Origin of the sequence: Pseudoalteromonas luteoviolacea, assembly GCF_000814765.1 — a bacterium.
In the GTDB taxonomy this organism is placed as follows: Bacteria; Pseudomonadota; Gammaproteobacteria; order Enterobacterales; family Alteromonadaceae; genus Pseudoalteromonas; species Pseudoalteromonas luteoviolacea_H.
Window position 1 is genome coordinate 734,599 of record NZ_JWIC01000007.1, and the last position, 22,058, is coordinate 756,656.

Annotated in this window: 18 protein-coding genes; 10 read left to right on the forward strand and 8 right to left on the reverse strand. The window is 42.2% G+C overall.

Annotated features, from left to right (window positions below):
- Positions 1-110: 110 nt before the first annotated feature.
- Positions 111-902: a substrate-binding periplasmic protein gene (locus tag JF50_RS17510; protein WP_152614577.1), complete on the forward strand. Its 792-nt coding sequence runs from the start codon at positions 111-113 to the stop codon at positions 900-902.
- On the opposite strand, the gene JF50_RS17515 is transcribed toward JF50_RS17510, so the two are convergent.
- Both JF50_RS17515 and JF50_RS17520 read right to left on the reverse strand, forming a co-directional pair.
- Entirely contained in the window at positions 899-1,303 is a 405-nt protein-coding gene (locus tag JF50_RS17515) for a phosphate ABC transporter substrate-binding protein (protein WP_039610670.1), read from the reverse strand. The genes JF50_RS17510 and JF50_RS17515 overlap by 4 nt on opposite strands.
- A gap of 12 nt (positions 1,304-1,315) precedes the next feature.
- Positions 1,316-2,515, reverse strand: coding sequence for a hypothetical protein (locus tag JF50_RS17520; protein WP_152614578.1), 1,200 nt, complete (start codon positions 2,513-2,515; stop codon positions 1,316-1,318).
- Between the two features lie 257 nt (positions 2,516-2,772).
- Between JF50_RS17520 and JF50_RS17525 the strand changes: the two genes are divergently transcribed.
- The 5 genes from JF50_RS17525 to JF50_RS17545 all read left to right on the forward strand — a co-directional run bounded on the left by JF50_RS17525 (position 2,773) and on the right by JF50_RS17545 (position 10,051).
- Positions 2,773-4,392 carry a methyl-accepting chemotaxis protein gene (locus JF50_RS17525; RefSeq protein WP_039610672.1) on the forward strand — a complete coding sequence of 540 codons (1,620 nt, stop codon included), beginning with the start codon at positions 2,773-2,775 and terminating at the stop codon, positions 4,390-4,392.
- A gap of 388 nt (positions 4,393-4,780) precedes the next feature.
- On the forward strand, positions 4,781-5,503 hold the full coding sequence (locus JF50_RS17530; RefSeq protein ID WP_039610673.1) for a response regulator transcription factor: 723 nt from the start codon (positions 4,781-4,783) through the stop codon (positions 5,501-5,503).
- A gap of 92 nt (positions 5,504-5,595) precedes the next feature.
- Entirely contained in the window at positions 5,596-6,156 is a 561-nt protein-coding gene (locus JF50_RS17535; protein WP_160290493.1) for an RNA polymerase sigma factor, read from the forward strand.
- A complete protein-coding gene (locus JF50_RS17540; protein WP_039610675.1) occupies positions 6,149-7,207 on the forward strand; it encodes a FecR family protein in 1,059 nt (352 codons plus the stop codon). Before JF50_RS17535 ends, JF50_RS17540 begins: the two co-directional genes overlap by 8 nt.
- A gap of 12 nt (positions 7,208-7,219) precedes the next feature.
- A complete protein-coding gene (locus tag JF50_RS17545; RefSeq protein WP_039610676.1) occupies positions 7,220-10,051 on the forward strand; it encodes a TonB-dependent receptor in 2,832 nt (943 codons plus the stop codon).
- 60 nt (positions 10,052-10,111) lie between these two features.
- Here JF50_RS17545 and JF50_RS17550 read toward each other — a convergent pair whose 3' ends face one another.
- The 6 genes from JF50_RS17550 to JF50_RS17575 form a co-directional block, all read right to left on the reverse strand.
- Positions 10,112-10,570 (reverse strand): hypothetical protein, encoded by a 459-nt coding sequence (locus JF50_RS17550; RefSeq protein ID WP_152614579.1) that lies wholly within the window; start codon positions 10,568-10,570, stop codon positions 10,112-10,114.
- Positions 10,509-12,224, reverse strand: coding sequence for a hypothetical protein (locus JF50_RS17555; RefSeq protein WP_039610678.1), 1,716 nt, complete (start codon positions 12,222-12,224; stop codon positions 10,509-10,511). Before JF50_RS17555 ends, JF50_RS17550 begins: the two co-directional genes overlap by 62 nt.
- Before the next feature lie 293 nt (positions 12,225-12,517).
- Complete coding sequence (locus tag JF50_RS17560; RefSeq protein ID WP_039610679.1) at positions 12,518-14,776, reverse strand: calcium-binding protein; 2,259 nt, start codon at positions 14,774-14,776, stop codon at positions 12,518-12,520.
- A gap of 45 nt (positions 14,777-14,821) precedes the next feature.
- Positions 14,822-15,079: a hypothetical protein gene (locus tag JF50_RS17565; RefSeq protein ID WP_152614581.1), complete on the reverse strand. Its 258-nt coding sequence runs from the start codon at positions 15,077-15,079 to the stop codon at positions 14,822-14,824.
- Between the two features lie 322 nt (positions 15,080-15,401).
- Positions 15,402-16,136 (reverse strand): MBL fold metallo-hydrolase, encoded by a 735-nt coding sequence (locus JF50_RS17570; protein WP_039610681.1) that lies wholly within the window; start codon positions 16,134-16,136, stop codon positions 15,402-15,404.
- Positions 16,133-16,750: a hypothetical protein gene (locus tag JF50_RS17575; protein ID WP_039610682.1), complete on the reverse strand. Its 618-nt coding sequence runs from the start codon at positions 16,748-16,750 to the stop codon at positions 16,133-16,135. The genes JF50_RS17570 and JF50_RS17575 overlap by 4 nt, the downstream gene beginning before the upstream one ends.
- A 171-nt stretch (positions 16,751-16,921) precedes the next feature.
- Between JF50_RS17575 and JF50_RS17580 the strand changes: the two genes are divergently transcribed.
- From JF50_RS17580 to prpB, 4 genes are all read left to right on the forward strand, one after another.
- Positions 16,922-19,198, forward strand: a complete 2,277-nt coding sequence (locus JF50_RS17580; RefSeq protein ID WP_160290494.1) for a putative bifunctional diguanylate cyclase/phosphodiesterase — start codon at positions 16,922-16,924, stop codon at positions 19,196-19,198.
- Between the two features lie 675 nt (positions 19,199-19,873).
- Positions 19,874-20,083, forward strand: a complete 210-nt coding sequence (locus tag JF50_RS17585) for a cold-shock protein (protein WP_023398377.1) — start codon at positions 19,874-19,876, stop codon at positions 20,081-20,083.
- Positions 20,084-20,415: 332 nt separating this feature from the next.
- Positions 20,416-21,081, forward strand: coding sequence for a GntR family transcriptional regulator (locus JF50_RS17590; protein ID WP_039610683.1), 666 nt, complete (start codon positions 20,416-20,418; stop codon positions 21,079-21,081).
- Between the two features lie 23 nt (positions 21,082-21,104).
- Complete coding sequence (gene prpB, locus JF50_RS17595; protein WP_039610684.1) at positions 21,105-21,983, forward strand: methylisocitrate lyase; 879 nt, start codon at positions 21,105-21,107, stop codon at positions 21,981-21,983.
- The last annotated feature ends 75 nt before the right edge of the window (positions 21,984-22,058 follow it).

A 22,058-nucleotide genomic window follows, 5' to 3' on the forward strand; every position in this document is an offset into this window, starting at 1 on the left:
CATGCTAATTCAGCGATGTTTTTGAAAGAGACAGTTTGCACAAGATGGTCATATATTCGTTTGAGAATAGTCTATAACTAAGACTAGGGATCTGTGGGCACGAGAGCCGCATGAACAAGCACTGTTGCATATGTCTATTTTTTTGTCTTTTTAAAGGGGTCGCCAGTGAAGCGCAATGCACACAAATGCGCCTGTCTGGTAGTGCTGATATGCCACCAATTAGTTATGCCATTAATGAAGAAAAGTTGGTTGGTATTGGCTTCGAGTTTGTCCGTACGATTGTTCAAAAGGAGATCAGTGTCGAGGTGACAAGACCTGCACCGTTGCAACGCGTTATGCAGTGGGCACGTGATGGCCATATTGATATGTTTGTTGGCTTGCAAAGTGATGAGTACCCCAAAGAGTGGTTTACTGTACTTCATCCTGCAATTACGGACTCTGCCTACGCGGTATTTTATCGCCGAGGCAAGCGGGTCATGAACATTGATAAGTTATATGGCTTAAGGGGGGCAATTCTGCGTGATATGGAGCTCAAACCAAATCCAGTAATTAAGCTTGAAATTGAGAACTTACAACTACTTAGAACAGATAGTATTGCTCAGGCAATCCAACTCATTAAACTCAAAAGGATCGATTACTTTATCGCGCCACAGTGGCAGACAATTAATACTTGGTTTGAGTCAGGGCGAGCGGTTCCATTGGCTATGCTGCCTGAGCCAATCCAAATCAATCACGTGTATTTAGCGTTGTCTAACTTCAGCCCTTGCATAGAGCAAAAGGCGGCAATTGAATCGGAAATTGTCAAAGCAAAACAAAGTGGGGTGATGGAAGCTCTACTAGAGCAGAGCTTCTTATATACTAAAGCGATTGATCAGTTTTATAACCTGATCGAGTCTCCTTAAAAGGACATCAGCACTTTTACACTGCTATTCGCGCTGCCACTGCTGACATAACCTATTACATTCGGATTATCAGCCACTAGCTTCATGACCTCTTGATCATTCGCCATACTTTTTGGTGGTTGTCCTTTACCTGTAAAGAGCAATTTAGACCAATATGCTTTGAGTTGACTGGCGCTACGGCCAACCACTTTGGTATTAAACTCTTCAGTTACTGGGTTGCTGTCTACTTGGCTAATTGGAATGACTTTCGCCGAACCATCAAAGGTTTTTAACTTACCGAGAAAGATCTGTTCGATTTTACCTTTATCAAGTGTGGCATTATTAGATGGATGAACAACGACATCAACGGCCAAAGCCGAGGTTGATAACATTAACATAGTTGTAAGTATGATTGATTTCATGTGTTCACCCCACTAAAAAACAATATCTACGCCAGCACTCAAAACCGTAAAGTCCTGAACGTTGGGACGTGTGTCTTCGCCAGATAAATACTGGAACTTGAATGCTGCATTGGAGTGAAAGTCATAACGTACTGAGACACCTATGGCATCAAATTCCCTGAGCGATAGTGTGTTTCTCAGTGCTTTTGCTGTTGCAAATAACGTTGGGTGAGAAATGCCTTTAAGAAATTCTAAATCGCCTTCATCTTGAATGGATTTTTCGTGGTGAACCGTCACGATGGTTTTGTCCATGAGTCGATAACCAAATGCGGTATACCAAGCGCGGTTAAAGCCATCGGATGAGTCTTCTACGCCATAGTTGGCAAATTCAAAGTCGACGATAAACTTCTCATAATCGATATGGAAGCCTGAGTAGCCGTATAATCCGTCTTTGCCACCCCATATGACAGCATCTTCATATTCTTTGACTTGTTGCGCCGTTGCACCTTGACTAACGGCCAGATCAACAGCGCTTTGTGTCGCTCCCAATATGGCATTGCTGTCGACACTGCCACCCTCGATTTCAACCATGAAGAAACCAGCAAATACGGTCCACCAATCTTTACTTAATTCAACACGTACTGAGATTTCGTCTTTAAAGCCAAAAGTCTCATCATTTTGTGTCGCAGCAAGAAAGGTGGTGCCATCCCAATTACCATAAAGCACTTTGGTAACAAGCGAGTAATCACCAAATGTGAAGTTACTATCAAGCGCGATCCCCTCAATGGTTGAGAAGTCAAAACCGGCATAAACTGCCCGTGGTAAGCGACCAAAATTATTGGTAAAGCCGACGTTTTGATATTCAGATTGATAAAAGCTCGGATTAGCAAAGCGCCCCATACTGATGGTGTGCTGGGGAGACAGCTCGTAACTGATATATGCCCAGCGTGCTTCCGCGTCAAAGTCATCAGTGCCTTCTGCCATGATTTGAATTGTGGCACTAAGGCCTTCGCCTAGGTCTGTTCTCGCTTGAAGCGCAAATAGAGATTCGTCTGAAAATGATATATCGCCATCGGCTTTATGTGTGGGAAATGCAGATGTTCCGCCGTCACTGTCCGCAGAGGTTGCGCGAAGTGATGCGAAGCCATTAAAGACGACTTCTGCATAACTGCAGAAGCTGCATGACGCTAGCGCTCCTCCAATTAACAACTTTACAGCATTATTAGATTTCATAGTTTCACCCTGTCCTGTGGTTGTATTAGGTGCAACCGACCACATGCACCACTCTAACCGTAGAACAAGATTGCTTATTTACTAGTTTGTAAAAAAAATTTCCTGCTTCAGAAACGAACCACCTTGTTTATCGGAAATTGTCGAATAATTGGCAATTTACGTAATTTTGTCCAAGATTATATCTACAAATGTACGAAATGAAGCTGTGTGGGTTACCACTACCGCTTTTCTACTGACGCTCATGCAGGATACTGAACATGCTGTGGTTCAAAAACCTACCGCTTTTCTATAAAGTTTGTCTCATTGTGGCTTTGTCCATTTCTGTGTTTATCATCAACTTATTAATTAACTTTGCGGCCTTTAAAAGTACACAGCAAGAGTTACTCTTGCTGGAACAAAAAATATATAAAACAGTACAGTTATCAACTATTAACAGCGTACTGATCAAAAGGGCTGACGAGTTATTTAGTCAATCAGTGTCGTTTGCTGATAAGGACGTGTTGGCGCAGGCATCTCAGACGGTGGCGGAGCTGACTGATAACATTACACAGCTGGCTGATTTAGATGATAACAATAGAGCGATGCTGAACGAGCAGTTAGTGGTGATTGACCAATATAGAAAGCTGTCAGAAAAACTCGCAGATGGCATGATCACAAATACTATTGACTTTAGTCAGTTACCAACGCTTGCGAAACAAAAAGCCAGTTTGTTTGAACAAACAGACAATGACTTAACCAGTTATAGGGAGTTGGTCGGTCAAAATTTTAAAGAAACCATTGAAAAAGCAAACAAAAGCGGAAACGACGGGCTATGGCTGTCAGTGCAAGCAGGCTTAGTATTGAGTATTTTATTACTGGTGGTCGCACTGTCGGTGGCGAGGAATATTAGTAGTACGGCTAATGCGTTAAGAGGCTCATTAAGAGAGCTGGCAGATGGTGAAGGTAATTTAAATCAACGCTTAACGGTCATTGGTAAAGATGAATTAGGGCGCACGGCATATAACTTTAATAAGTTTATGGATACGCTGACAGAGTCGATAAAAGGCGTGATGGCGGTTTCTCAACCCCTGTTGGACACATCCAAAAAACTGGTGCAAAGTACTGAAAGTGTTCGTAATCTAACCGATGAACAGGCGTCTCAGGCGTCTCAAACCCAGCAATCTATCCATGAGCTTATTCAATCTATATCGAGTATCAGTGAGGCTGCTTCTGCGGCCAATACGGCAGCGCAAGAAACAGAAGTTGAAGCACAAAATGGATTAACAGCGGTGTCTGATAATATTGCGAATTCAAAAGATCTGAACTTGCAAATAGGTGAAGCCGCAGACGCGGTCAATGATTTGGCAAAAGGTACTGATAGCGTGTCGTCTATTTTGGATGTGATAAGCTCTATTGCTGAGCAAACTAACCTATTGGCGCTCAATGCCGCGATTGAAGCGGCGAGAGCGGGTGAGCAAGGACGTGGCTTTGCTGTTGTGGCTGATGAGGTGCGGACACTCGCATCAAGAACCGGGGATGCGACGACAGAAATTCGTACATTATTGGACTCTTTGCAAAGCGCAGCTGATCGCAGTGTGAAAATGATGACTCAAGCGAACGATCAGGCGAGCAGTAATGAAGCGCGTTCTCTGAATGCGGGACAGGCGCTTGAAGAAATCCAAAGTAAGATTGCAAATATAACAATGATGAATAATCAAATCGCGTCAGCGGCTGAACAACAAAGTTCAGTGGCTAATATTGTGGCAGAAACCATTGAGCGTATGAATCAGTCTCAGCAACAGGTTCATGCCTCATTTTCTGATTTAGATGAAGTCTCTCATCAATTACATGACGCATCAGATCATTTAATGGAAGCAACCGGTAAGTTTAAAATGTAATGGTGAAATGATGACACACTTTATTTTGTACCATGTCATTTCGTGGCTTGTTACTGCGCGCTTTGATATGCCTTAATCTGGTTTTTTCTTGTCAGAAATCGTGATGTTATTATACTTTTCAACCACATTGAGCATAGGCAATTACTGACGCTAAAGTGCGCAAATTGACGCGAGCATCGCGGCTATTTTCCTAAATACGTCCTTTTTTTAGTTCACCCATCCATCTTATTTTTTATTGATAACGTTTGGACTTATTTGATTTTTTCACAGGTCTTTGTTGGGCTGGTTTGAATCTACTTACAAAAAAGCAGTGCTTTTTAATCATCGTTTTGGACGATTCACTTTCGTTATCCGTCACATTAATAAGTAACTGAGTCTAAGTAAAAAAATGGCAAAAGTATTATTGGTCGAACGCGACAACGTTTTAGTAGATAAATTAGAGTCATCCATGAACAGTGAAGGACATCAATGTTATCGATTGACGAATGAGAAAAGCATTGTTGATTGGGTGCTATTGAATCGTCCCGATCTGGTTGTACTCGATAAGGGAACGCTACAAGGCAGCGCCATTAGACTATGCTGTGAAATTCATCATCGATCAGATACTTTGTTAATTGTGACCAGCAATTGCGATCAAGTTATGGAGCAGCTCATCGCACTGGAGTCTGGTGCAGATGATTATATCAATAAGCCTTATTGCCCAGAAGAATTGGTTTCTCGTATTAACGCTATGATACGCAGGTTACAAAAACTCGCTGCGATAAAGCGCCGTTTGCAGCTTATTGAGCATGGGTTTAAGGTAACGTTCGCTGACAGAGAAGTGCGGCTGACTCAAGTTGAGTTTTATTTATTTCGTTTGCTACATGGGCAGCCTTATAAAGTGTTGACCAGAGAGGACATTAGTCGACAGATCTACAGTGATCATCGGGTTGTATCGGAAAATACTGTGAATAGCCATATTCGTAATTTGCGTCGGAAGTTAAAGACGATTTCCCCCCATCACATGTTGATCACCAGCGTTTATTCTGTAGGTTATCAATATCAGCCTCTCTTGGACTCGGCCCATGGCGAACTAAGCGTGCCATCATTGCGTTTTAGTAAATTTGGCTGACTTGTCTAACGTGTGGACTGAGTGATAATATTGCGCATCATTTGGCCATTAACTTGCCTTTGTTTTACTTTTTTGAGCTAGAGAGCACACATTTGTCTGAGACAGTAAAGACAACTTCCAAAATCAGTTATTCAAAAAGTCATTTACTCTCTCGTTTGTACCACAAATATAGCCAAGAAATTGGCGCTTTTTTAAAGAGTAAGTTTGGCGAGCCACCAGACTCTGAAGACATAGTGCACTCAACATTTGAACGTTTTTCTCGGTTGGAGCACCAAGATAAAATCGAAAATCATCGCGCATTTTTATATAAAATGGCGCAAAACTTGGTTCTAGACTTCAAGCGTTCAGAAAAAACACGACAGGGTTATATTGATGAAAAAATCTCTGACCCTGATATCAGTTTAGATGACAGAGAACCTTCAGCTGTTTTAAATAACAAGCAAAAACTGGCATTGATAGATAAAGCCTTGATGCAGCTGCCCGCGCAGCAGCGACAATTATTCCTGCTCAACAGAGTTCATCAAATGTCTTATGCCGAAATTGCCAGACGTTGTGAGATGTCGCAAACAGAAGTAAAGCGTCAGGTCGCTAAAGCCGTGCTTGTTTGCAGTAGTGCGTTAAATCACCAGACAAAGGTAAGTGCTAATGACTAAATCCAATGATGTTTTCGGTACTGTTGATACTGATTTAAATACAACATCTTCGAAGCAACTTATCGAACAACAGGCAACCCACTGGTTACTCATACGAGATGAATTGGATCTTGAACAAAAGGTGCAATTTGAGCAGTGGCTGATTATAGACCCTGAACATGAGCGTATTTATAGACGCCAAGAGGAAGCGCTTTCATTAGTAGAGCAACTACCTGTGGCACAAAGCTCAGATCCTGAGGCGCTGGTTGCGCAATTAAACAATTCGTCAAGAGTTACAATGAGTACTGATAAGTTAGCAGCGAATAACCGTGTATATCGTTGGTTTGCTGTTGCAGCGAGTACCATGTTGATAGCTATGTTGGGTTGGTTTGGGCAAAAGCCGCAGGACACGGGCCCTGTAATAGCACAGCAAATTTATCAAACTGAAACAGCGCAAGTTGAAACCTACTCGTTGGCTGATGGCAGTGCGGTTACACTTGGTCCTGATAGTAAGTTGTTGGTATTTATCTCACATCAAGCACGGTCATTGAAGTTACTTTCTGGTGAAGGGTATTTTGATGTTGTGAGTGATAAAGCTCGACCCTTTGTTGTTTCTTCTGGGCAAGTGAATATTACCGTCATAGGCACAGAGTTTAATGTACGTTTCAACCCGAGTTCGATTCAAGTGGCGGTTGCTGAGGGGCAAGTTGCAGTGGAGCTGCAAGACAAGCATGCCAAACTTCAAGCAGGAGAGGTCATTATTGCAGACAACAACAAAGGGTTGAGTCAAGTTACTTCTATTGACCCGACGTTGATTGATGATTGGCAGCAAGGCCAGTTGATTTATCAAGATGCGCCTCTTAGCCATATTGTCGCTCAGCTAAACCGATATTACGCGGGCCAGATTATTGTGGTTGGTGAAGATGTAGAACAGCTGAGAGTTTCAGCCTCATTTTCAACCCAAGATATTCCGTCTGTGATACAAGATCTGGCTGCGATGTTGTCCCTTGAATACACGCAGTCAGGCGATACATGGTTGCTTACTAAGTCTGCCATGGTTAAAACGAATTAATGTAAGAGTGTAATGCGAAATCTATTTTTATTGTTGAGTGGTCTGCAGTTAAGCACATTAGTAACTGCAAGTGAGCAAAGTCTTCGTGTTGATATCGAGCCACAACCCCTAGTACAAGCGTTATTTCATGTGGCTAAGCAAAGTGAGCAATCTATTTTTACTCAGCCAGCTTTACTTCAAGGCTACCAAACGGCACAAGTGAAAGGCCAATTTACACTTGATGAACTACTTCAACTATTGCTCAAAGATACTGGCCTTAAAGTTAAGCAAGCAAGTTCTGGCTACATAGTCTACCGGCCAAAAAAGGCAGATGGTGCTAAAAGGAAAAAGCGCAAATCTGGGTCGAAGAATAACAGTGAGATCGAAAGAATAAGCGTCTTAGGTCAAAAAGGAGCAAGCACTGAGGCGGTATGGCTAAAGCATAACTATCAAGTAGGCCTCGTTGATTTAATCGCTGCGGATGATATTGGCGAGCTGCCGGATATTAATGTCGCCGATTCATATCGTCGCATCGTGGGTGTGCACACCATCAATGATTCGGATGAGGGCCAGCTAGTGACTGTTCGAGGTGTGCAATCAGGCATGAACTCCGTCACATTAGATGGCATGGCGCTCGCCAGTGATAGGCAGCACACTCGAGGCGTCAATTTAGAAACTATTCCGGCTTCTTCTGTGGGCCAGTTGTGGTTGTATAAAACCCCTGATGTGAGCTTTAACGGCAACTCTGTTGGGGCGGTGATGGATCTTAAGAGTTACAGTGCGTTTGATAAACGATCTCCACACTTCAGGTTTGATGCTGAATTATCTCAGTATAGTTTTCAAGATGTGCCCGATGATGACGATAAGTTGGGCTTAAATATTCGTAGCCAATACAGCCGTGTTTTTGGGCAAGACTCACAGTTCGGGTTGGTTGCATTTGGTATGTATTCAGAAAAATCACGAGATCAAAGCAACCTCAGTAATCAATATCATGTCAATAAAGAGGGGCAAGCGTTTATTAGTCGCTCCCGTCAATCGGCATATTCAAATGTCTGGGTACGTCAGGGCGGTTCAATCAAGCTTGAAGCGGTTCCAACAGAACAAAGCTATGGGTTTTGGCATAGTTATTACTACCAACAAACAGAGAATGAACCGCGTAATAGCTTTGCATTTGAGCAAGTGCCCAGAACGCCAGTAAAAGTAAGTCAAAATAAGGCTGAGATTGAACAGGCTGATTTGGTGCTGGATACCATCTACAGAGACACTGCACGAAGACAGCTTGGCAGTCACATACACTTTAAAAATGAGCTTAGCTCACGTCAAAACCTCAGCTTTGATGTTGCTTATAGTGAAGCTAGATCAGATAGGCAAGATGAAGAAAGCGTGTGGCAAAGCGCAACCAGTCCAAAAGAATATCACTTGTTGGGGTATCAATATACGGGGTTCGACAGTGATAGGAACTGGTCAGTAAACGATCCTCGTTTTGCACAGAGCCCTCGTGCCATCAAGCTTAACGAATTTGAGCTACAACGCAGAGAAAATAGCAACACCATATTAGACTCACGAGTATTGTATAGCTGGCATGCCAACGGCAGCAGGTTGGGTTGGAGCGCAAAATCTGGACTGCGCTATACGCACAGCAAGGTGCGATCTAATAGAGATGTAGCCCGATACGATGTCAAAAAAGATATCTCAATTGGTAAGCTTGTCGGTGACAGCAGGTATTCGCTAGATGCTTTTGGACTTAATTTACCTTGGTTGTCCAATGAGTATGTAAGTAATTACTTTCATGAACAATTCAACAATTTTAAGTTAAACAACAATGCCAGTGAGTTTGCAAGCTTGAGGCATGACTTTAATAGCGTCGATAAAGTCAGTGCTGCACACCTTGAGTTAATTAACCAATCTGATAGGTGGCGCTGGTCTATCGGTGCTCGTTACGAAGCATGGCAGCAAGAAACGCAAGGGCAAGATATCAATATGAACACCCGAAGCGTGACGCCTAATACACTCTCTTTGAAAGACTCACAGTGGTTGGGGGTATTGCGCGGTCGTTATGATATAACTGACAATTGGCGCATATTTGCCAGTGTTGGGCAAAGCGTTGCGAGACCTGATTATTTTGCCAGCAATAACCTAAACTCTGTGAATGAAAGGCGCGACTATACGGTTATCAAGCGCAGCGATCCAAACTTAAGAACCAGCCTTGCAGAGAGTTGGGATTTATCAACTGAGTATTATTGGCGAGATGGCAATCTGGCCTCAATGGCGCTATTTAAAAAGTATATTGATGATACCGCAGTGGATACCCGTACTGTACTGGGTGAGCAAGATAACAGAGTGATACTTGAGCAAAAGTCTAACTATGGTCAATCTGAAGTCAATGGCATTGAACTCAGTTTAACACTACAGGATTGGTCTGCATGGTCAAAGCACCTAAGAGGTTTCGGGCTGGTGGCAAATGCGACGATTTTGTCACATGAGGTGTGCTACGAAATACCCAATCAAGCAGTGTCTTGCTTAGACTATCAATTTGGCCAAGCTGATAAAACGGCGAACGTGATTGCACATTATCGATTTGGTGGCAGCAAAACAGAGATCCGTTTAGGCTATCACTACGCAGGAGAGTACTCACCTTATCAGCCTTTGCCGCTTACTGCTCAAACCCGAGAGGTGTGGCAAGCCTTTTCACAATGGGACATGCAACTGCGCTATGACGTTAACAAAAATTGGGTGGTGAAAGCCAAAGTGCGTAATCTCACCAATGAAAAGCGCCGCAGTATGACAGGTGAACATCAACACATGTTGGCCAGTGAAATTGAATTTGGCCGCTCTGTTTGGTTTGGGTTCTCTTACCGTGGGTAATAGAGCTTATGATCATTAAAGCCCGATTATTCGGGCTTTTTTAAATTCTAAGTTAATTATTTAATGTGGCGATTGGTACACCATGACTTCCCATTGCTGGTGCTGTGCGCCAATATGATTACTGAGTGTAGGGTTGTTGATGTAAGTCCAAGCCACTTTGCCATCACCAATGTAGATCAGGTCATCTAGGCCACCCCAACCGTAATCTGTGAATGACAATGTTTCTGTGAGTTTGTCACCTTGCTCATTAATTTCAACCAAGTGATATGTTTTTGGTATGAGTGCGCGGCTGGAGCCAAGTGGCTGCAAGCTTTGGTTGTCATCAACACATTGGAACTTGGCATAGCCCAGTAAAAATCGACCATTATGTAGGTTAACCAATTGCGGATCTGAGTATTGACAGTTGTCATCGCCCACTAGCCAACGCGTGGAGCTGGTGGCACCTTCTCTAGGCGTATTATGGGCACCGCCAATTGGCATGCCAAATAAGCCAATTCTTGTGGCGCTGGTACTGTCCATGTGTTTTTCGCCAGCCAAGTTTTGTGTTGATTAAGAGAGGATAGTGCTGGATGTTTATTTCTTTATGGCGCAGGGCTGATAAGTAATCAAGCTCGCAGTTTGAAAATATTCCTTTGCTTAAACAGTTGGTGCTGTATACATCTGGTTGTGGTGTAATATTTAAATGAGAGATGAAGTTTTTCAGATCCGATTCGGCCACTTTCTTTGGGGCTACAGCAACAGACAGGCCGTAATTGTCACGTACAGGCACAAAATTATGAATGCCGCCTCGGGTAAACGCGGCATTATTGGCCGGTACGGTGAACAGGTAGGTGCCTGGGCCTTTATTGGAGTTAGCCTCTGACTTTATCGCAAGTAACCCATGAGCGCGTTTTGGGGCTTTTTTATGGGGTTTGACGGCCATGGAGAATTCTTTGTCGGTCATGTCTGTTGTGCAGACTGCGCCAAATTGGTCGTTATTCGGGTCATAATAGCCGCGAATGTGCAGCACATGTCCTTTGCCACAATTCCACTCCCAACCACGCTCGTCATAGTCAATTTTAAATGTTTCCCCCGAGCGTTGTAACACGATAAGCTGCGCAGACTTATGTTTGGTGCCGTTGATATGATTGTACACCGCCGCCACATTGGCGATGGCATAGCTTTGGTCCTTTTCTGAATAGTTTAATGACACGTTTCCTAGGTGTTGAGACTTCATTTTAGTTGCTACATAGCTATCATATTCGTGGCTGAGAGGCTCGTTGTGCCATTCAAGCAGCCAGGCCTCGGTGTTTTCATTTTTCGCCATCGCTTCGACACACGTTAGAAATTGCGCTTTTTGCTCATTATTTGGTAAAGCGTTTAGTAAGTACTGCCATCTATCTTGTTGTTTAAACGCATTACCTTGTACGACAGTAGAGAATGATTTGAGCTTTCTGCGATTTGCCCCAAATTGATTAACCAGAGTGTCGATGTAAGGCGTAACAGACAGGGTATTATGTGGGTTATTGTCCAAACACCGAGAGACATAGTAGCGGTTGCTGGCAATCAGAGAGGGAAGTGTCATGGGGGATTTTCGAGATTTGCGAATACTCAAATCACGCATAGCTCTGTCGATGGTGGCGTGATTATCGGCGTTTTTATTGACAAAACTGCCTTCAGTTTGAGCTGGTAAATCAACCACATGTTTATCCCGTTCTGATGCGCCATGCGGTTTTTCACACACCACGGCAACGCGTTTACAGTCTTTACTCACGCTAATGCCGTGGCTTGCAATGCACTCATTGAGTACACGTTGGTTTTCTGTGTTTTCAAAGATGCCGCTTTGTGGATTGAATTTGAGCTCGTAAACAGCCCCCAATCTTGGAGAATTTGTATCACCACTGGTTGACTGAACGGTCGTTGATACAAACATGCTGGGCGAATCTGTGTGGGTATTACAGCTGGCGATATAGTTGCGGTGGGGGATTTGCACTTGCGCTTGTTTTATCTCCTGCGCGGTCCTGCCAATATAGTGGGCAACGGCAGGTCGCTCTTTGGCGTTGAACATATAATCTGGCAGCGAAATCATCGCACTGCTCACTGTACCAGCAGCATCCTTTGTCGTTGCATGGCAGGCCAGTGAGGTGAAGAGTGCGGTGACTAATAAGGATGACTTAAACTTTATTCTAAACATCAGACATTCCCTCTTTGTAATTAACATTGATTGGTTTAATGCCTGTTTTAAGCGTGCAAAACAGGCGGTGACAGCCTGAGTATACTGACGAGTTAGAGGGAGAAAATGGTTCGCAGTGATGTTGCATACAATCTGCATAATTGACGCAGACTTTCTGCACATTATGCAGACTTTTTAGTGATTTTATATGAGGTTATTTGGTTATGCTTGGAAGAATAAATGTGCGTTTTGCTGAGTATAGAAATAAAAAAGCCCCGCATGAGCAGGGCTAAATTGTGATTTTTTAACGCTTATTAATTTTTGGACTCGATAAAACTAATTTCTCCAAGATAGTTTTGCAGCATCATTGATATGTCTTCTGAGTAGATAAAGGTGCTTTTATCTCCCCTTTCAATGATGATATCCGACTGCAACAAACCGAGTTCAGACAAATCAATACGATCATGTTTACCAAAGTCTTCTATGACATCATTGCCCAGACTCATCACGAATATATCTCGGCCAGAGCCACCAATGAGAATATCATTGTTTGCGCCACCATTGAGTGTATCAGCCCCTTTATCTCCTACTAATATGTCTTGACCATCATGGCCAAATAGCTTATCTGCGCCGTGGCCGCCGGCGATGAAGTTTTCTAAGTGGTTACCATGAAGTTCATCCACATATGGAGTTCCCATTAGGTTTTCTACTCGGTCAGAAATTTGTGATAGTTTGACTGTCTGTCCGGCAGCTAAAGATTCCAGAGTTATTGTATCTATGCCTGTACTTCCGTAATAAAAGTCATTTCCTAAGCTGGCGATAAAGAGGTCGTTCCCCATACCACCATATAAGTTGTCATCACTTTGCCCACCACGGATCACGTCGTCACCTTTACCACCTTTGAGGGTATTATTAAGTGCTCCCCCAATAAGGACATCATCTCCAGAACCTGATAAGAAAGTAACGAGTCCACCTTGTCCAGTGAATACTTGATTTATGTTAATATTGCTTGCATCAACAGTGAAGTGTTCGGGTATTAAGTTTGCGTCTTTAGTCTCAACAGTTTGCTCATGATTTAAAGTTGGTAAAATTTGTCGCCAATGCAGGCTCTCAATGTTACTTATTTCCATAACTTGTAGCGCGTCAGATCTGACTTTTATCTGGCCATTTTGCAATTGGTTAGCTTGAGTTGTACGCATTAATTGACTAATTTTTATCTCAAGGGCATCTTCACCGAGGCCGCCATTGACGATTTCAATTTTGTCACCTCGTGTGGCGTCTAGTCGCAGAATATCGTTTCCATCACCACCGTCTAAGGTATCTAACCCGTTACCTGCTTCAATCAAGTCGTTACCAAACCCCCCCTCTAATACATCATTTTTATTGGTACCAACTAAAAGGTCGTCCTCAGTACCACCAAATCCGTTTTTGACCCAAATGAGTTTATCCTTGCCACTGCCACCATAAGCTTTGTTCACACGGCTTATAAAATCGCCTCCTTCACCACCAAACCCTGATATTTCCCCATAAATTGATTTACCGATAATGATGTCATCGCCCTTTTCTCCATACATACCACCACTGTTGAAGTTAGTGATAAGGTCATCACCATCTCCTGCAAAGGTATTACCTTTGGCATTGGATGCCATATACAAAAAGTCATCACCGCCACCACTTCTTACATTACGAAACTTGATATACGCGTCTGAAGAGTCAGTCGGCATATTAATACTGTGCTTAGAACCCGCAATATACACAAGGTGATAATACTTGTGTGGACTATCATAATGGTGCATATGGTCTTTAGATGAGTCACATGTATGCTGTTGTAACTGCGCTGTATCGCCATACTGTTGGTAATACTCTGGCCGTTTTTGTTTTTTGGTTTGTTGAGGTTGTGAGCTTGAAGAATTATTACAGTAACCCGTATAGTTGCATGTTAGGCCAACTCCTACATCTTCATGCATATCAATATATTCCTTTGCGAAATCAATAGGATCATTTGTGAGCTTATAACTTAACTCTGAAAATGAGTAAGCAGTCCCCAAAATAGCTTGATTGGGCACATCAATTAACTCGTCTACCCATTCATACTTACCCATATCTACATCTTGACCAAAAAATGCTTTACTCGGTGCTTGGGTTGCAAACTGCTTATTTGGAAAATAAGCAGCTGCATTGTCTTGGCCTGCGACTCGCAGGACGCCACCGATCACACGACCGGCGTAGTCTAATGCATAATATGTCAGATAAGTGCCCGGCGTGGATACAATAAAACTGCCTTTAAGCGCTGGGAAGAATGTACCCATATATCCTTGCATTGTAGTGAGAGCATACATAGTGCCTGAGAAAATATAAGAATTGTCATCGCTGATGTTTTCAGTTTGCATAGACTGGGAAACTTGTAATAAGTGCAATTGTTCTGGGAGCTCAATGTCATAAAAGTGCTGAAATTGTTGCTCTACTTCACTGAGTGTATCAAGCTCAGCGGTGTCATCAATATGTGTATTTGCCAAACTTTGTTGAGTTGATAAGCTCAATAGCAATGCCAAATGGATTTTGCTTAACTTCATAATTTTTCCTGTATGAATGAAGAATTTATCCATAAGACGGTCGAGCTATTTCAATCGTCCAACTTTTGTATGGTGAGCGCGCTGCGTGTATTTTGAGTACCTAATAGGCAATGGATCTTTTACTCTTTGTTTAGCATATTCACTGATGTAGTGATCATTTATCGCTACGAACTTTTGTAAAAAAAACTGATGATCTTTTGAAGAAAGGACCACGTTGGGGCTGTCGATTGGGAGTGAAGGGGTCTGTGAAAGCCCTACAGAACCATTACTTCTATCTGTCCCTAATGGCAATTCTATTGTCATTTCACACACCATGTGTGGTGAGTTTGCATGCATTGAGGAATGCACTATGTATGTGCTAATGAGGCACAGTATTGAAACTATGCGAGTGAAATTTACGCTTGTCGGAATCATTGCAACTTCTAAATCTATCCTTTATGTTGCAATGTGACGATCAGGCGCGCTTGATCGTCCAACAAATTATTTTTGCTTACATACTTTTAAGTCCTTAATGCAAATGACTTACACATATACAGGTCTCAAACCAAGCTGGAAGGGGCACACATTAATTGTCAAAAGCTCACCACCTTTTAACAAGGTAAATAAAGTCATGTGCTTATGGCTTCTATTTCGCGGCGCTGCCCACATCTAACTTGTCAAACCATTCTAAAAACTCTTGAACTTTTTCGCCTTTATAGAGTTTGCCATGGTTCGGGGCGAGTACTTGAATGTCAAGCTCTCTTACACGGGCAATCCAGTTAGCTTTCGCTTGGTTTGAGGGCATCCAGCGTTTATGAAACTGCTCTATATGTTTAACATGTTGCGAGAAGTCTTCGACGAATTTATTGTCATTGGGCGCATTGATTGCTGAGCCAACGTTGGCACTCATAAGGATCTTTGCCGTCGGGTCAAATAGCTGAAAATTGCCCGCAGAGTGCAAATAATGTGCCGGGAGTAAGCGCAAGCGTATGCCGCCTAATTGGATCTCTCCACCTTCATCACTGATCCCTTCAAAATGTAAATTATCGAGGTCGAAATGACCGATAAACCTTTCCCATAGTGAAGGTGCGTACAAAGTGGCATTAGAAATGGCTTTGTCCCATAAGCTGAGCGTGGCAATGAGGTCTGGATCTTGATGCGACGCGAATAAGGTGGTTAATTTGTCAAGTTCCGTATGTTGTAAAACCGCAGCAAGCATAGGTGAAAATAGCTCGATTCCACCAGGGTCCATGAGCATGGATTCATACTCTGTGTGAATGAAATACTGATTTATACTGCCTTGCGTGTTTTGTGTTGAGCCATTGCACTCTAACATCATCCAGCTGTGTGTTTTACCTTTAAATAGCTCCGCTAGTTTCACTTTAAAACTCCCCGTAAGGTATGGATTTCACTTAAGTTATATACAACTGCGGTTTTAATTGTTTTCGCTGCGCTGGCGATGAAGTCTGAGACTGATTGTAAGCTATCACTAAAGTCCCCAGCATTGGTTGCTTCGACTCGGCTTGTCACTGCGATGTATTCAGCGCTTTGCATTTGTTTTTGAATGTCTTCAAAATGATTTTCTAGTTCACTCAGTGCGAGAGAAAGTTGCGAAGCTGCACGACGTTGTGACTTGAGGGCGTGCTGATACATCGCTTCTACTTGGTTTGATTTCACGAGCGCTTTTAGTTCAGTCATTTGATGGAAGTACTGGCTGCTTCTGACAAGTTTATGCGCAACTCTAAATAGTTGATTTGAGAGTTCAGCTATTTTGGTCGTCGAGGCGATTGTTTGTTCCGAAAACTCATCAATGAAATTAGTGATAGGTTTAAAGCCAAGCGCGGCATCACCGGCTCTTAGTGCAACAACTCTTGCATTTTTAGCTGTTAAAGAGAGGTTTTTTGCTTGCGTTAATATCGACTCCAAATTAGCGATTATCTGCGCCACGCGCACGAAATTCTCAACTACTTTTGCATCATCGCCTAAAGTCATCATAGCCTGATCCCGATAATCTTACCCCTTTTAGATTTAGGACAAAAGTCGCTTAAATTCCAGAAATCTAAACAATCAATTTTTTAAACTGGCTGTTAAAGTTCAATAACAGTGTCTACGCTTAATACATACTTAAGGAACTAATCGTAACATCGTGATTTTGCGTAAATGCATATGAATCGACTCACTCAAAAACTCTTACTTAGTTTATTTTTCCTGCTCGTTGGTCTGTCTTTTGGTGTTCAAATTAGTCAGTTTGTTGAAAATTGGATTTTTACTGAAGTTGGGCATTATGGCAATGAATCTTTGATAGAGCTGTTTAACTACTTTTCACTCGGCATTATCGGCTTTGTAATGGCTATTGTGCTCGGTGGTGGCGTGATTTATTTTGCTCGAAAGAAACAGCAAGAAATAGGATTTGGAGAGCATGGTGAGCTGTATTACGAAGTATTTAGAGAGTGTCTCACTGCACAGTTTTTAGTGTGTGAAAACGGGACTTTATATGCAGTGAGTCAAGGCTTTTGCAAGCAAATAGGTGAATCAGAGGAAACGCTGATTGGCAAAGGACTTACAGGGTTAGTTGACCAGACTAGCTATGAGCTTTTCATGCAATGGCAAGCACAGGGTAGTGATTTTGAGCAGCTTGTATTGACCTTAGCAGAGGCTAAATGTGAGCAAAAAGAAATCACCGTGTCGATCAATCATACCCATTTGCACGGTGTGTTTTTAGGGCAACTTGTTGATGTAGCCAAGCAAAGTGAGCTGCAAAAACAGCATGAATTGTTAGCCATTACCCTCAGCTCCGTTGGAGATGGTGTTATTTGTACTGACACGCATAACCAAATTACTTTTATGAATCCCGTTGCCGAGGCTGTTTTAGCATTGCTCACCGAAGAAGTGAAAGGAAAAGAGTTTATAGAAGTCATGCCGCTTTATCATGAAGATAACAAAGAGCCCATTGATGACCCTATGCAACAAGCAATGACAGAGCTTCAAACTGTTTGTTTAAGTGAGCTTATTTGTTTTAGGAATCATCTCGGGTTAGATTTTGCTATTGAAGTGTGTTGCTCACCTATTTTTATTCGTGGCGAGAAAATTGCGGGAGCTGTGCTGGTGTTCCAGGATGTCACAGAATCTCGGTTGATGCGTAAAAGGATGAATCACTTGGCGCATCATGATGCATTAACTGGTTTGCCAAATAGGTTGCTTTTACAGGACCGGCTTGTTCAGTCATGCAAACGAGCAAAACGACATAAGCACCAATTTGCGCTGATTTTTTTAGATTTGAACAAGTTCAAGGCAATTAATGACTCCCTAGGCCATGACAGTGGTGACGAGCTTTTAAAACAAGTAGCCAAACGTTTAACCGCCAGTATCAGAGCATGTGATACGGTTTCACGTATAGGGGGAGATGAATTCGTACTCCTTATCGATAGCATGGACGATAGAAAGCATGTACGCCATGTCGTTGAAAAGATATTTCAGGCGTCGAGTGGAGATTACGAACTCAGGTCTACGCAGGTCAAAGTATCCTTTAGTGCTGGCGTTGCATTGTATCCTGAGGATGGAGAAAATGCAGATAGTTTGATGAAAAGTGCAGATACTGCTATGTACAGGGCCAAAAAGGTGGGACATTCAAACTATCAATTTTACTGCGCTGAGTTGGATAAAGAAGCAGAGCTGTACTTAGAAAAAGAAACGGCGATGATAGCAGCCCTGCATCTAAAGGCTTTTTTGCCGTATTTTCAACCTATCTACAATGCCCAGACTTTAGAGGTTGAAAAGCTTGAAGTGTTGGCTCGTTGGCAGCATGGAACAGAACTTATTGTTGCTGAGCAGTTTGTGGATATTGCCGAAAGTGCTGGTATCAACGGACATCTCAGTATGTACGTTTTTGAGCTTGCTATGCCTGACTTCGTTCAATGGAGTGCTCGGTACCCAGCTCTCAAGCTGTGCTTAAATTTATCGATAAAACATTTACTCAATGGCCTGTTCATAGAGCAATTAATGTCTCTACTTGATAAGTTTAAACTTAGTCCAGAACAGTTTGAGTTGGAAATTGCTGAACGTCCGCTATTAGAACGTGCTGATGAGCTTAAATCGACTTTGGATGCGTTAAGTCGACTTGGATTCAATTTGGCCATTGATGATTTTGGTCTTGGACACACCAATCCTTCTCTATTGAGGGAGCTACATTTTGATTCAATTAAAATTGATCCGAGTTTCATTACTGAACTGGGGGGAGGAGAACACCAAGATGATCTTGCTCTGGTGATGATTAATATTGCAAAAAGTTTGGGCGTTAATTGTATTGCTGAAGGCGTGGAATGCGAAGCGCAAGCCAAAACCTTGGCATCTTATGGATGTGACCAATTGCAAGGGCATCTATTTTCAAAACCTGTTCCAAGTGTGGAAGTTGACGCCTTGTTAGACAAAGCTGTTAAGTCGTAAAACTTGCAAATAGCTATGTATGAATCTTTTCTTCGCAGCCGCTTATAATTGTTTGTTAAATGGTCGGTTTGTTATTGTAAATTAGTCTAGAAGGTTTCACGCTATACTTTTTCAAAAATTTTATGTCGCAGGTTAAATAATATTTAATTGCTATTTTTGCAATTTTCAAGTTGGGAAAGGCAGGTTTAACCTCCAGCTTGTTTCATCGCATTATGGCCTTAAATAAAGTATTTATAAAGTTACGCAAGCTGATTTATGCAAAGGCACACAAACACTATTTTATGCATAAACATCAATAAAATTTAAATTGGCTAATCGTCGCGCTAGGCCCTGTTTTTACTGGGGTTATAGCTGAGTCTTTAATTGTTCATATTGCTTATGTGTTTATGTCATTAAGCATTCACAAATATGTTTAAAAATTAGTTGACTTAGAGGGGCATCCCTATAAGATGAACATAGACAGAATTTCGGTCAGTGTTTATAAATCTCCATTACGTTGTTGTATAAGTGTTAGCTTGTAGTAGTACCGTCCTGAAGTTTTATCACCGGCAAAATTTAGGTCTATGCGCCCACAAGGGCATAGGTTTGCCAGTTTATAAAGATGGATTCTCTTTAAGCAGTTTAGAATTTGCTTTTAAGGATTGGCATTTATATTTTTTATCAGGATTTATTATTATGTCTAATACTTTAACAGGTACAGTAAAGTGGTTTAACGAGTCAAAAGGCTTTGGTTTTATCGCTCAGGAAAATGGCCCAGACGTTTTTGCACACTTCAGTGCAATTAAAGGCGACGGTTTCCGTACTCTAGCTGAAGGCGAGCGTGTAGAATTTAAACTTACTACAGGCCAAAAAGGTCCTCAAGCTGAGGAAATCGTTAAGCTGTAACTGTCACAGTTTATACGAATTTTAAAAGGCAAGCTTGGCTTGCCTTTTTTATTGCCTAGCTTCTGCTGTTTTTATACTTACTGCTTCTCACCCTGCTCATTACCTTATCAACGTTTAAAATCAGCTTCTTTGTCTGTTAACTAAAAGCGTGTCACGTTAGTTTATTACTTTACTAGTACTATTAGATTGGCAGATGCTTGCTCAGCCATAATAAATAAGATGAATAGTGTGAATAACAAGATTGTCGACAATTTGTCTATTTGTAGGTTGACGTTAACGTAAAGTGTATCTATATTGTTGGCAATTGATAAAAACTATTGCGTGATCATTTGATGAACTTCTTTCAAGAAAAAGCTGTAACCTCTTCAGATAAAACGTTTTTTCAATTGAGGGAAGAGATCGTTGAAGGCCATATATCAGCGGGCTCAAAGCTGAGCGAGGTTGAATTGTCGACAAAGTATGAGGTTAGCCGTGCAGTCGTTCGTGAAGCAATCAACCGCTTAGAAGCATGCAATATTGTTGAGCGTAAAGCCAATGTCGGTGCGCGTGTTGTGACTTTAACGTCTGAAGGTTTATTAGAGCTGTATCAGATCCGAGAAGCGTTAGAAGGCATGGCGGCAAGGCTTGCAGCACAACATATGCCTGATGCTGAGATCAATCAATTGAGCAGTTTGTTAGAAGGTCAGCAAGATGAGGTAAAGCAGCGCAACGTCTACTATCAAGAGGCGGGTGATTTGGACTTTCATTACCGCATTATCGTTGGCAGCCAAAATCAACAATTGATCACTATGCTGAGCAATGGGATTTACCACTTAGCAAGAATGTATCGAGTTCAGTTAGGTATGACTGGACCAAGAGTGACAACAGCTTATGACGAGCACATACATATCGTAAGAGCCATCGCAAATCGTGATGGCGAATTGGCAGAGATTTTAATGCGACGCCACATTCAATACTCAAAAAATAATATCGCCGTCAAGCTATCAAACATGAAGTAAACATCACAGGAGAGTACACCATCATGAGTGCAGGAAAAAAATTTCGTGACGCATTAAATGCAAATCAACCAGTACAGATTGTGGGCACGATTAACGCTTACAGTGCGATTATGGCAAAGCAAATAGGTCACCAAGCAATTTATTTATCTGGTGGTGGTGTCGCAAACGCATCATATGGCTTACCTGATTTAGGCATGACCTCTTTAAATGATGTCATTGCAGATGTTCAGCGTATTACATCTGCTTGTGATTTACCCCTGATGGTGGACATTGATACAGGATGGGGCGGTGCATTTAACATTGCTAAAACTATTCGCGATATGGAAAAAGCTGGCGCTGCGGCGGTACATATTGAAGACCAAGTGGCACAAAAGCGCTGCGGTCACAGACCAAACAAAGAAATCGTATCAACAGAAGAAATGGTCGACCGAATTAAAGCGGCGGTGGATGCGCGTACTGATAAAGACTTTTTCATAATGGCGCGTACTGATGCCTTTGCTCAGGAAGGCTTAGACGCTGCTATTGCGCGAGCAAAAGCCTATGTAGAAGCGGGCGCAGATGGCATTTTTGCAGAAGCGATTCAAACTGAAGAACATTATAGAGCATTTTCCGAAGCGTTAGATGTGCCAATTCTAGCGAACATGACAGAGTTTGGTAAGACTGAGCTATGGAGCAAGCAACAGCTTGGTGAGTGGGGCGTAGGCATGGTGCTGTATCCTCTGAGCGCATTCCGTGCGATGAATAAAGCCGCCGAGCTGGTATATCGTACTTTATTGAATGATGGTGACCAAAAAGCAGTTGTAGATACCATGCAAACACGTATGGATTTATATGATTATCTTGGTTATCACGAGTATGAGCAAAAGCTTGATGCATTGTTTGCTCAAGGTAAAAACAAGTAACAAATAATATAAAAGAGCGTGTTTTAGCACGCTCAGAAAAAAGATTCTAAAATTCAGCAGGTAAAAAATTTTCAG